This is a genomic window from Seleniivibrio woodruffii, from assembly GCF_029267515.1.
GTDB classification, from domain to species: Bacteria; Chrysiogenota; Deferribacteres; order Deferribacterales; family Geovibrionaceae; genus Seleniivibrio; species Seleniivibrio woodruffii_A.
Window position 1 is genome coordinate 88,620 of record NZ_JAJUIS010000007.1, and the last position, 12,636, is coordinate 101,255.

Consider the following 12,636-nt stretch of genomic DNA (forward strand, 5'->3'; position numbering starts at 1 on the left):
ATTTTTGTTTAGAATGTAATATCCCTCTATGATAAAACGTCTTGCTTTATTCATCAGTATCCTTGTGGCTCTGGTTCTGCTCATTACAACGGGCATCTATTTTTCCCAGTCAAAAAGCCTTATAACCGAAGATATGAACGCTCAGGCGGATATCATTCTGCGCCTTAAAAAGAACGGTATCGACGATTTCCTCGTGCGTATGCGTTACCTTATGCTGGCGCTGGCGGAGAACTCCGCTCTGAAGGAATATTTCGAGGGCAGAACCGACAGGGAGTCCATAGAAGAGCTGTTTACAGTCTATACGGAGCGGATGAGCGACATTCAGGCGATGCGTCTTGTGGATTTGCAGGGCAATATTGTCGTGTTCTGGCGTGAGGGTGAACTCGTTTCCGCAAAGCCGGACTATAAACCTATATACGTGGGCGACAAGGAGTTTTTTAACCTTGTGAGCCGGAACCCGAAACGTGAGCCTGTTTTCTCTGATTTCGAGCGGGGGCACCTGCCGGACGCAGTGTCCTTTTGCCCCTCAATGATACGCAGTATGCTTCCTATTTTTGAGGGCGACAGGGTTATAGGCTACCTGATAGTTAATTTCTGGGGCAAAAAACTTGGGGAAACTGCAAGCCAGCTCGACGCGAAGCGCGGCTATTCCTTTATCGTGGAGATAAACGGCAGGGAGAAGGAGCGCAACGGCGTTTTCATTTTCCACCCCGACCATAAATACGAATTCGCAAACCAGTTCGGCACCGAATATTTCTTCGACACAGTTTACGGCAGGGATAATTTCAAAACCCTCTTGTCTGGGGAACAAAATATGATCCCCATGAAAGAGGGCTTCATGTTCTTTTCAACCTATTACCCGTATGAGGACAAACGGCAGGCATGGAAAATATGCACCGTTATGTATAAAGATTATTTTTTCCAGTCGCTCACAGCGCTGCGTCATGAGTTCATAGCGGTTATGCTGTTCTGTATAATACTCAGTATACTGACCGCCGCTGTTTTCAGCAAATATTTCATGAAACCGTTCGCGGAGATTAAAAAGGCAGTGCAGGCGTATAGCCGCGGCGATTTTGATTATCCGCTGGATGGGGAGTACACCGGCGAAATAGATGAGATAGCAAAGAGTATCCGCTCCATGGCGGACAGCCTTAAAATTTACATCGAAGATCTCAAAAACACACAGATGCGGATGGAACTGATGAACCGCCTTTCGGCTCTCGGCGTTATGGCGGGGGGGATAGCACACGAGCTTAACACTCCCCTCAACTCCATCATAATCCTAACTAAGCTGCTCCAGCAGGAGACGGGGGAGAGCGAAGACCTCGCCACCATAGAGCACGAGGCGCGCCGATGTGTGGATATAATAGATAACCTGAAAAAACTGGCACCGGATAAAGAGGGAAATTCCGAGCCTCTCCCCGTATATCTTAAAGAAGTCATTGAAAAGACACTGAAATATATAAACACCGACGCTCTTATAGAGACCGACCTCGACGATGTTGTGGTGTCCGGTTTCCCCACTCTTTTGCAGCAGATGGTGCTTAATCTTGTGCAGAACGGGCTGGACGCTCTGGGCGAAAACGGCAGGATACGCGTTACGCTGAAACGTTCCGGCGGGCTGGCGTTGCTGTCAGTTGCCGACAATGGATGCGGCATACCGGAGAGTGAAATAGACAGGATATTCGACCCGTTCCACACAACCAAAGCACCGAACAGAGGAATGGGGCTGGGGCTGTCGCTGGTGCACAAAATTGTCAAGAAACATGGCGGGCAGATAACCGTTGAGAGCGAAGAGGGCAGAGGAACGGAGTTTAACATCAGGCTGGAGATAAGGGATGAAAGTAGTTCTCATTGAAGACGACGCGGTTCTTAACCGCACGCTGAAAAGGGTGATTGAAAAGAGCTATACCGTGATGTCGTTCGTGTCGCCGTCAATGGCTGTGGAATATATAGCCCAAAGCGGTGCCGACGTTGTTGTATCCGACATTCGGATGCCCGAAATGACTGGGTTTGACGTGCTGGAAAAGCTGAAATCAGTCAGCCCCGAAACGATTCTTATACTGATGACGGGGCAGAGCAGTATCGACGAATCGGTGAAAGCCATAAAGTCCGGCGCGTTCGACTATATCCCGAAACCTGTGGATACCGAACTGCTTATTTACAAACTTGACCTCGTTAACGAAAAGCTGGCGCTCAAGGCGCTGGCGGACACAGCTGTGCGCAAGAGCGGAATGGTGGGCGTATCAGCGAAGATGGAAGCTGTGCTTAACACTGCGGCGAGGGTTGCGAAAACCGATACCAACGTTTTGATAACGGGAGAGACCGGAACCGGAAAAGAGGTTCTGGCGCGGTTCATCCACGAAAACAGCGAGCGGAGCAGAAGACCGTTTGCAGCCATAAACTGCTGCAATTTACAGCACCATCTGTTCGAAAGTGAGCTTTTCGGACATAAAAAGGGAGCTTTCACTGGTGCAGACAGCGACCGGAAAGGGATAATCCAGTCCGCATACGGCGGCTCGCTCTTTCTGGACGAGATAGGGGAAATGCCCCTCGATTTGCAGCCTAAGTTTCTGCGGTTTCTGGAAACTAAGAGCTTTTATCCTGTTGGATGTCCCGTTCAGGAGCAGGCGGACGTGCGCATCATAGCCGCCACGAACAGAGACCTTGCGCTTCTCTCCGAGAGAGGGGGGTTCAGGCAGGATCTTTTCTATAGGCTGAACGTTATAAATATAGAGCTTCCGCCTCTGCGTGAGCGCCGCGAGGACATTATGCCCCTCGCGCATCACTTCATGGAAAAATACAAACACATCAACACACACATCAAAGCAATAGATGAGTCGGCGGTGCAGTGCCTGCAAAGCTACGATTATCCGGGAAATATCAGGGAGCTTTCCAACATCATCGAACGCGCCATGATACTTGAACAGGGTGAGCTTCTTGGCTGCGAATCGCTGAACCTCGGCTGCCCCATTGAGGCGGATACGCTGAGTCTTGATGCTGTTATGAAGCGCCACATCCTCAAGGTTCTGGACATCGCCGGAGGCAACCGCCAGAAAGCGGCGGAGATTCTGGGCGTTGACACATCGACCGTCTACCGCAAGCTGAAAGACTACGGCATAGGCTGATACTTTCCTACACTTCCGTATAGGTTATTTTTCCCGGTTTTAGAGGGATAATTAAACATAATTATTTTTCTCGATTGGGGGCTCTATGCGAAGAGTATTTTTTGTGTTAATCGCGATTTTGCTTCTATGTGGGTGCGGAGACGGTTCATCATCAGATAATGAATTAAGCTCCGAGGTGACATACAGCGGAGCAGATGTTTCCGCCGTGGCTGACAGCAGAGGGAAAATTACAGTAACCAGCACTGTGCTTGGCATAGTTTACGAGATAGCGGTTCTGGACGATGACGGGCAGTCCGTCAGCGGCATAGAACTGACATACAGCGAAAGCGGCGGCAAGTCTGTGGTCTATATAACAGACAGCAGCGGGAAGTATGCCGACGTTATAATGATAGGTACACCATCCGAACTGTCGGCACAGTTTCCGCGAAGCAAAAAAACATCATACCGCTCAGAAAGTGCGACATCCTATAATTTAGGTGTAACCCTGAAACAGAAAGGCGGATTGCCGACCGGATTTACGTCAGATGCAGCAAACCTTAACAGTGCCTTTTTCGGCACATCGGAACGCACAGGCACAGGCTGGTCAACAGTCTGCGCGATATCATCTGAAATATCGGATACCCTTTCCTCCATAGACGGTTCAAAAATACTCCTTTTCAGCGGTCTGACAGCTGACAGCAGTTTATATATGAAAACAGGCAGTTCATGGAGCGGAGATGCGCTCACTGCCGCCATTACGCAGAAACTTGCGGAAGTTTTCGGCATGTCGTTTTCAAATGCGTTTCTGGCAAGCTATCAGATTACCTGTTACGCCCCTGACGGCGGTATCGGCGGAATAGGCGCAGTATGCGAGATAACCAAAAGCAACGATGTCTGCCAGTCAACGCCCGGCGGCGGTGAAACCAACACGGCACCTGTGATAAACGGCACACCTTCCACCACTGTAACGGCAGGCACAAACTACAGTTTTATCCCTTCGGCGGCGGACGCGGACGGGGATACGCTTACATATTCAATAGAGAACAAGCCGTCATGGGCAAGTTTTGATACGTCAACAGGAGCCCTCATAGGAACAACCACTGCCGGAGTGTTTTCAGATATAGTCATAAGCGTTACGGACGGGACGGATACAGCCAGCCTTGCTTCGTTTACGATTACGGTGTCGGAGCAGACTACATCCAACAATGCACCTGTGATAAACGGCACACCATCCACCACTGCCATGTCAGGTACAAGCTACAGTTTTGTTCCTTCGGCGGCGGATGCAGACGGGGATACTCTTACATATTCAATTTCCAACAAACCTTCGTGGGCAAGTTTTAACACTTCAACGGGAGCACTCACAGGAACAACAACTGCCGGAGTGTTTTCAGGTATTGTCATAAGCGTCACTGACGGAACGGATACAGCCAGCCTTGCTTCGTTTACGATAACGGTGTCGGAGCAGACTACATCCAATACAGCACCTGTGATAAACGGCACACCATCCACCACTGCCATGTCAGGTACAAGCTACAGTTTTGTTCCTTCGGCGGCGGATGCGGACGGGGATTCGCTTACCTTTTCAGTCTCCAACAAGCCTTCGTGGGCAAGTTTCAACACTTCAACGGGAGCACTCACGGGTACGACAACTGCCGGAGTGTTTTCTAATATAGTCATAAGTGTTACGGACGGCACCAATACAGTCAGCCTTACTGCGTTCACCATAACGGTGGAATCTGTTGTGAACAATGTGCCTAAAATATCCGGTACACCGTCAACAGGGCTGTATGTCAACCAGACATACGACTTCACGCCCTCGGCATCGGATGCGGACGGCGATGATCTGAGTTACTCAATAAGCAACAAACCCTCGTGGGCTGTTTTTAATGCGACAACAGGCAGGCTTTCAGGAACAGCCACAGTGGGAACGTTCAGCAATATAGTTATCTCCGTTTCCGACGGTCAGACATCAGCATCTCTGTCATCTTTTACGATTACGGTTTCCAACCGTGCGCCGGTGATAACGGGAACACCCCAGACAACAGCCGGCCTCGGCAGTGCATACAGCTTTAAGCCTGCGGCTTATGACCTTGATGGTCAGACCCTCAGCTTCAGCATTACAAACCGCCCCGGCTGGGCTGCGTTTGACGAGGCAACAGGTGAGCTTTCTGGAACGACCACAGCGGGCATATACACGGACATAGTGATAAGCGTTTCAGACGGAATAGAGACTGTTTCTCTGCCTTCATTCAGCATATCCATAGCGAGTGCGAACCATGCACCCACCATCACCGGAACGCCGACAACTTCGCTTTACGTCAAAACAGCCTACAGTTTTACGCCGACAGCGGACGATGACGATGGCGACACACTGACATTCGGTGTGTTGAACAAGCCAGACTGGGCATCTTTTAGTACATCAACGGGAGAGCTTTCCGGCACGCCGACAGAAAACGATGTTTATCACGGGATAGTCATCTACGTTTCAGACGGTAAGTCCACCACCTATCTGGAATCTTTCGACATAACAGTAAATAACCATGCGCCGACAATAAGCGGCACTATGCCCAGATATAGATGGAACATCTATCTGCCGTTTACATCTGTGTTCACCGCTTCCGATGCAGATGGGGATACTCTCACGTTCAGCCTTCAGAATCAGCCGTCAGGCATGGTGATTAACCAGACAACTGGTCAGCTTTCATTTTTCGGTTCTACGGTTGGAACGTTTGAGAACATAATGGTTACGGTCTCCGACGGCAGAACGGGCGGCGTTGCTACCATAGGACCGTTCACTGTGGACGTGCTTAGCTGGGGATACACCAAAACAGGTGCGGTATCTTCGTATATCGACTTTGACGATAAGTATTACGATCAGGGTTTTGAGCCCGATTTTACAAGGGACGACGCAACAGATATCGTTACCGATAAACTGAACGGCGTTATGTGGCAGGATGATGCGTCAGTTAACGTTCTTTCGCTCTCAGATGCCAGCACCTATTGCAGCAACCTTGTTCTGGGCGGTTATGACGACTGGTATTTGCCGGACATGTGGACTTTCAATTCTATAATGGATTATGGCAGGTCTCCGGCGTTTGTCAGTATATTCCAGAATCTTGATGTTGCGGCAACCTACTGGACAACGAGTCAGTATACTTTTTACGCAATCCTTTTTTCTGGTAACGGTAGGATTACAAATGTTAATTCATTTATACTTCCTGCCCCTGTGAATCCTGTAAAATGCTGCAGATATACGCAGATCATTTATGGTTTTCCGGTCTTTAAACGAGACCATAACACAAAAATAGTGGATGCAAAGGGTTCTATGCTCCAGTGGGACGACGACACCACCGCAGCAACCAGCACCGCAGCGTGGAGCGATGCAGTTACCTATTGCGAGAACAAGACACTCAACGGTCTGACGGACTGGCGGCTTCCTAATATAAAAGAGATGATGTCGATTCTTGAAGTTTCCTTTGAACTTAGCAGCGAGTTTGTGAATGTCGCCTCCGCTCCTTACTGGACTTCCACGACGGATGCTGGTGACTCAAGCAAAGCCTGGTATCTCAATGCCAGCGACGGAACATCCGCAACAACCGCAAAGACAGACAATCTGAACATCAGATGTGTTCGGGGCGGTTTTTCAGAGTAAGCTATCTAAATTCAGGCGGTGCGGATCAGTTCCGTGCCGCCATTTTTGCATTTTACACATCAGCTTATTAAATTTTTTGCAATTTGCAAAAACCGGAACGAAAACAAAGCGTTTCAGACGTTATTTTTCGGCACATATGTTGCAGTCAAACATTCAACTATGGAGGTGTACAATGCGTTTTGCATTAATCTTTATTTTAGCGGCTCTCTTTGCCGTTCCCGCGTTCGCCTTTGATGCCGATTCTTCCTGCGTCAAGTGCCACGGAAACAAAGAGATGATAACCAAACTCGGCTTCCCCCAGATGTACCTTGACCCCACGGAAGTGGACAAAGAGGTAAACATGGGCGGAATAGCCTGCGAATCCTGCCACCTTGGCAACGCAGCGGCAATGGACAAGGACGAGGCACACAAAGGTATGCCCAGACCTTTCTATGCGGCTGTGGGTCCGAAATATAAATATCAGGCTGTCGGCAGAGAGATTACCAACTTTGCCCCCATCCAGCCAAAAGGCAGCGACAGAACAAAACTTCTGAACGCTAAACCAGACCCCAAAAAAGCTGAAGAAATGGGCGTTAAACAGCTCGTTCAGCTTAACTATCACGACCACGACCCCAAAACAATGGCATACAGCCCCGAAATCGCTATGAAAACCTGCGGGCAGTGCCACGAAAACGAGGTCAAAGACTATAACAAAGCCGGGATGGGTCTCCAGAAAACCCAGAGAGGCTTTACCCACTGGTCATCCGACAAACCCGGACCCCAGAACTGCGGTCCATGGTTCGGTGACAACTATGAAGAGCTGAAAGGCGAATGTGCGAGGGGGGAGGGCTTTACAAAAGCCATGTCCGCAGGTCTTGACAGAGGCTGCAACAAATGCCACGCCAGCTGTGCAGACTGCCACTATGAAGGTCACAAGGCTTCAAAAGCCCGCCACACATTCACCAAAAAGCCTGAAACGCTCACCTGCTATGGCGGCGGACGAGGCACAATATGCCACGCCGGTCCCATGGACAGAAGACGCGGCGCAGGATATATGCGTCAGGAATTTGCGTTCCCTGTGAACGAACTGCATGACGACATCCACTTTGCAAAAGGCATCCAGTGTACAGACTGCCACGAGTCAAAAAACCACTCATACGGTCACATAGGCTCCGCATCCGCAAGGAAATCATGCCAGAAATGCCACACTGAGATATATGATGCCGCTCAGAAAAGCGAACACGGCAACGTAGACTGTTCATCATGTCACGTTAAGGCTGTGGGCGCGTATCAGTACACATTCTGGGGTCCCGGCAAATCCGAAGGTATGCCTAACCTTTATACAAAATATAAAGAATACTACGGAACAAGAGACCTGCCCACTATCGTTAAACAGCCTGTAACTGGACTCTGGATACCTCTGAAACCCTATCCTATGGGTACAATGAACATCGCGAAAAAACCGAAAGTTACGAACAAACTGCTGCTCCGCGATATCCCTAAAACAACCGTTAAGGGCAACACGTCCATCGGACAGCCCGAAACTTTCGATGTTGAGCGTAAAGCGGACGAGGTGAACGATATGTACATCATCACCGGTCTGTACGGCGGTTACAAAGTTAACGATAAAATGCTCGCTTGGGTTCAGATGGACAAAATGTCCCACTCCATCGGCGAAGCGAGAGACTGCGCAAGCTGTCACTCTTCACACGAGCAGAAAGCAACCTCATGGTATACTTTCGACCTGCCAAACGCTGTTAAGAAGCCGTTCAGCGGTTCATACACTATGGTTGCAGGCAAAAAAGGCATCAAATTTGAGAATATGACAAACTCAGAAATAGTTCCCGCAGACGGCGTTGACGTTGAGGACTTCGCTCCTTTCCTTAAAAACCCCGAAGCATGGAACGTTAAGGGTATCGACTTCGAACTCAAATTTGACGACAAAAAATACGCTAAAGGCTTCGGCGACTATCAGAAACTTTATGCTGAGCTGCACAACAGGATTTCCAGCGAGAAAGACCCTGCGAAACTTGAGCAGCTTAAAAAAATCAAAGCCGTTCTTCCCCACAACGTGGCATATGCGGCAGAGATGCTGAAAAATATGAAATAAGGCATAATTAGCCTCATGCCTTTAAGGGTCTTTCACTTAGAAAGACCCTTTTTTCGTACTGAAATTGCTACCTCCTTTGTTAAAGGAGGGTTGGGGTGGATTTACATTACTGCTGAAATTAGCAAAAAACGCTTGCAAAATAAGCAGGATGGAGTATTCTTTTTTACTCTTCCGCAGATAAATCCGAACTGCGGTGGGGGTGTGAGTAAGGGTTCATGATGAACCCTGCTTGCGTAAGCATAGCTGAGGCTTTTGCCGAAGCGAAGCGTTGGCAGAAAATCCTAGGACTGGATTTTCTGCAAAACTTTACGGGATGTAGCGCAGCTTGGTAGCGCACTGGTTTCGGGTTCCAGGGGTCGGAAGTTCAAATCTTCTCATCCCGATTTGAAAAAGAGGGTGTCGGCTTTATGCCGATACCCTCTTTTTTTGTGTTGGATGGAAGATTTGGCGAACTTGTTTCGCCATCAATCTTCTCATTTTAATCCGATATGTCTAAAATTATATCTGAAATCGACATGTTGGCTTGACTTGTTTATCGAATCAACATATCTTTTGAATATGTCGAAAATCGATATGAAAATAAACATATTGGTGTAATATGTCGAATCATCCTGAAAAACCGTACAATGATATTCATCTGTTGCCGCCGAAAACTGAGATAGAGACTAAGGCTGTGCTGAAGCTGGCTATCGAGGCGAACAAGGCTCTGGCTGAGCTGAATTTCGCAACGAAGATGTTACCAGATCCGACAGTTCTGATAAACACCATACCTTTACAGGAAGCCAAAGCAAGCTCTGAGATTGAGAATATCGTTACGACTTCGGATGAGCTTTTCAGAGCATCGTTCACGGATAATGCCGATGTGGATTCGGCTACTAAAGAGACATTGCGGTATCGGCAGGCATTGAAAGCGGGATGTGAAATGTTGACCGCAAAACCTATCACGACCAATATGATTTGCGAAATATGCTCAATAATCAAGAATACTGAAATGAATGTCCGCAAGGTTTCGGGAACACAGATTAAGAATGTGGCTACGGACGAGGTTTTATATACCCCGCCAGAAGGCGAAAAGGTTATCAGGGATTTGCTTTCCAACTGGGAAAGATTTCTGAATGAGAATACTGATTTTGACCCGCTTGTGAAAATGGCGGTTCTGCATTACCAGTTTGAGGCGATACATCCGTTTCTGGACGGCAACGGAAGGACGGGCAGGATTCTGAATATGCTGTATCTGATTCAGGAGGGGCTTCTTGCTTATCCTGTGCTTTATCTCAGCGGATATATTATCAGAAACAAGGCTGACTATTACAGGCTTATCCGTGGCGTTACGGCGGATGAAAACTGGCAGGACTGGATTATTTATATCCTGCAAGGTATCCGTGAGGCATCGCTTGAGACTGTCCAGCGGATAGAGAGCATTTCTGCTCTGATGAAACAGACTTATGAGGATATTAAGCGTCTTGTACCGAATGTTCCCGCAAAAGAGATGAACGACCTGATTTTTACCCAACCATATTGCAGGGTTAAAAATATTGTTGATGCCGGCATCGCCAAACGCCAGACAGCAATGATATACTTAAAAAACCTTGAGGACGCAGGCATCCTCGAATCTGTCAAGACTGGCAGAGAGGTTTTGTTTGTGAATAAGAAGTTTTTAAATTTCCTAATAAACTAGCAATTACTTTAGCCATAAATAACAGTTCTTACTCCATTCGAAGTAATTGTGTCCGTTGATCTTGCAAAGCTCTAATCAATTTAAATGGTTTAAAGTCATTATTTTTTAATTCTCGATCTATGTAAGTTATCGCCTTATTAATTATGAATCTTGAATCTGCGTTTTTATATCTATGATAAAATTTAAGAGCGTGTCTGGCATAAGTAGTAACATGGTATGTTTTACTATTATCATTATTTAAACATTTTTCTAGTTCATCAAATGAACTTAGCAAAGAGTTAATAACGGTATCATGGGAGTCTTCTTTTTTATCTATATTTCTATCAAAGAGGTAGGTTGCATGGGTGTTTCTAATTGAAAAGACTCTTCCATTAGAATCGTTGTATGCTTCTTCTATTAAACGCCATGCATCATCGACCATGTTTTTACGATACAAGTAAATTGCATATTGATGTTTAATAAAAAAATCATTGTTTTTAAGAATTTGTTCATCGTAGAAATTTTTACCTTCTCGCCAATCTTGAAAAGCTATACACATGATATCAGCATCCCATGCTTTTCTCTTGAACATTTTGAAATTAGGGATAAGTCTTTGATTAATATTGTTATGGAATCTTCTAATAACTTTACTAAGAACGTTAGGATCAATTATTGTAATAGACATTTCTGAAAATATTTTACTTCTTAGTGAAAAATAATCCTGACTATCATCATCATCATAATAGTTCTCATCATCAACGAGTGATCTTAGATTTTTAGCATATTTATATATTTGTTTGTAATCACATTCGTTATAATAATATGCTAGTAGCATTTCAAAAGAGCATGAAATACCAGCGTATCTTGCATATGTAATTATTGTATAAAATTCTAAAAGGTCATCCGGTAATTTCTCAATAATTTGCTGTATACGTTCTTTTGCTGAATAATTAAACCAAAGCTTAAAGACTATTTCAAATAGTGAGACTTGTTCGTTTTTATATTTATATTCTGATTTGTGCATGAAATTGCATATGTTATTAACTTCTGATTGAGTAATATTACTAATGTCTATAATAGAGGTGTCTGAGGCAAGATTGTTGATACCATTAATCGTATAAGTTATTGTATCCCTTTCGGCACTTATTATTCGATAATTATTAATAGTTTTGAGAATATCAAAAGCATCTAAATTACTTGAAAGATTATCTATGAAAATATACACGATATTTTTCTTGTCTATTTCAGAAATAAATTTTTTTGCTTGATTTACAGTTAGGGTATCAAAAAAATATTTTGTGCCAAGTATTTCTTTAGATGCAGCTAGTTGCATTAACAACGTAGTTTTGCCGCTTCCTGAAAGACCCGTAATATGAACATGTTTGTATTTTAATATATCATTTAAAGCAGTATTGAAAAAAGTAAGTTTGAATAACTGGTTCTCTATGATGTCACTCCAGCGGGGGTTATCACCTTCGTAAAATAATTTAACAGGTCTGGCAGGATGTTTTTGTTTAAGAATTGATTCTAGAGAATAAGCATAAAAATACTTAGCTTCGTCAGACTTAATACCACTATCAAGAAATGTTTCTTTGTTTTTTGTGTTCATATTATATTGAAAATAGTCTAAGAGCGATCTTGTATTTCCCCTAATAATAAAATAACCATCATCTGCATATGTCTCAGCATCGAGATCATATTTTGTATCAGGCAGTATTAAAATCCAATTGTGTCCACAGGGTCTTTTTCCAAAATTATCTTTATTAATTAAATCAACAATATTAGGGTCATCTATGTTTATACCCCAAAACAATGAGGGAAATGAGAAATGTTTGATTTGTGCTGCTGTCCAAAAACTATTGTCTCTTAAAAACGCCCCAGTTAATTCATCTATTGAGAATAACATGGGAACTTCATACGAGTATGTCACAGAACCATGAAGTTTAAATAAATCAATATCTTTAGATTCAAGTTTACCATCCAGAAATGTGTCATTAAGAAATTGGTTATTAAATTTTTCAAAGATTTTTTCAAAAAGATTATCAATATTTGTGGTTAGAATACTGCGTATATTGATATTTTCTAAATTTAAGTAGATTGGATCAAAGGTGACAACTTTATATACTTC

Annotated in this window: 6 protein-coding genes and 1 tRNA gene; 6 read left to right on the forward strand and 1 reads right to left on the reverse strand. The window is 45.1% G+C overall.

The window, feature by feature from the left end:
• Window positions 1-28 precede the first annotated feature (28 nt).
• The 6 genes from Q7P67_RS08960 to Q7P67_RS08985 all read left to right on the forward strand — a co-directional run bounded on the left by Q7P67_RS08960 (window position 29) and on the right by Q7P67_RS08985 (window position 10,529).
• On the forward strand, window positions 29-1,858 hold the full coding sequence (locus Q7P67_RS08960) for a sensor histidine kinase (protein ID WP_303851624.1): 1,830 nt from the start codon (window positions 29-31) through the stop codon (window positions 1,856-1,858).
• Window positions 1,839-3,128: a sigma-54 dependent transcriptional regulator gene (locus Q7P67_RS08965; protein ID WP_303851625.1), complete on the forward strand. Its 1,290-nt coding sequence runs from the start codon at window positions 1,839-1,841 to the stop codon at window positions 3,126-3,128. Before Q7P67_RS08960 ends, Q7P67_RS08965 begins: the two co-directional genes overlap by 20 nt.
• A 175-nt stretch (window positions 3,129-3,303) precedes the next feature.
• A complete protein-coding gene (locus Q7P67_RS08970; protein WP_303851626.1) occupies window positions 3,304-6,762 on the forward strand; it encodes a putative Ig domain-containing protein in 3,459 nt (1,152 codons plus the stop codon).
• Between the two features lie 172 nt (window positions 6,763-6,934).
• A complete protein-coding gene (locus Q7P67_RS08975; RefSeq protein WP_303851627.1) occupies window positions 6,935-8,851 on the forward strand; it encodes a cytochrome C in 1,917 nt (638 codons plus the stop codon).
• A gap of 309 nt (window positions 8,852-9,160) precedes the next feature.
• Window positions 9,161-9,234, forward strand: a tRNA-Pro gene (locus Q7P67_RS08980).
• A gap of 215 nt (window positions 9,235-9,449) precedes the next feature.
• Complete coding sequence (locus tag Q7P67_RS08985; protein ID WP_303851628.1) at window positions 9,450-10,529, forward strand: Fic family protein; 1,080 nt, start codon at window positions 9,450-9,452, stop codon at window positions 10,527-10,529.
• 28 nt (window positions 10,530-10,557) lie between these two features.
• Here the strand turns inward: Q7P67_RS08985 and Q7P67_RS08990 are convergent, their stop codons facing one another.
• Window positions 10,558-12,606 (reverse strand): SIR2 family protein, encoded by a 2,049-nt coding sequence (locus Q7P67_RS08990; RefSeq protein WP_369696016.1) that lies wholly within the window; start codon window positions 12,604-12,606, stop codon window positions 10,558-10,560.
• Between the last annotated feature and the right edge of the window lie 30 nt (window positions 12,607-12,636).

Coding starts and splice junctions, on each gene's coding strand:
- Q7P67_RS08965 (WP_303851625.1), top strand. CDS start 1,839: ATGAAAGTAGTTCTCATTGAAGACGACGCGGTTCTTAACCGCACGCTG.
- Q7P67_RS08960 (WP_303851624.1), top strand. CDS start 29: ATGATAAAACGTCTTGCTTTATTCATCAGTATCCTTGTGGCTCTGGTT.
- Q7P67_RS08975 (WP_303851627.1), top strand. CDS start 6,935: ATGCGTTTTGCATTAATCTTTATTTTAGCGGCTCTCTTTGCCGTTCCC.
- Q7P67_RS08985 (WP_303851628.1), top strand. CDS start 9,450: ATGTCGAATCATCCTGAAAAACCGTACAATGATATTCATCTGTTGCCG.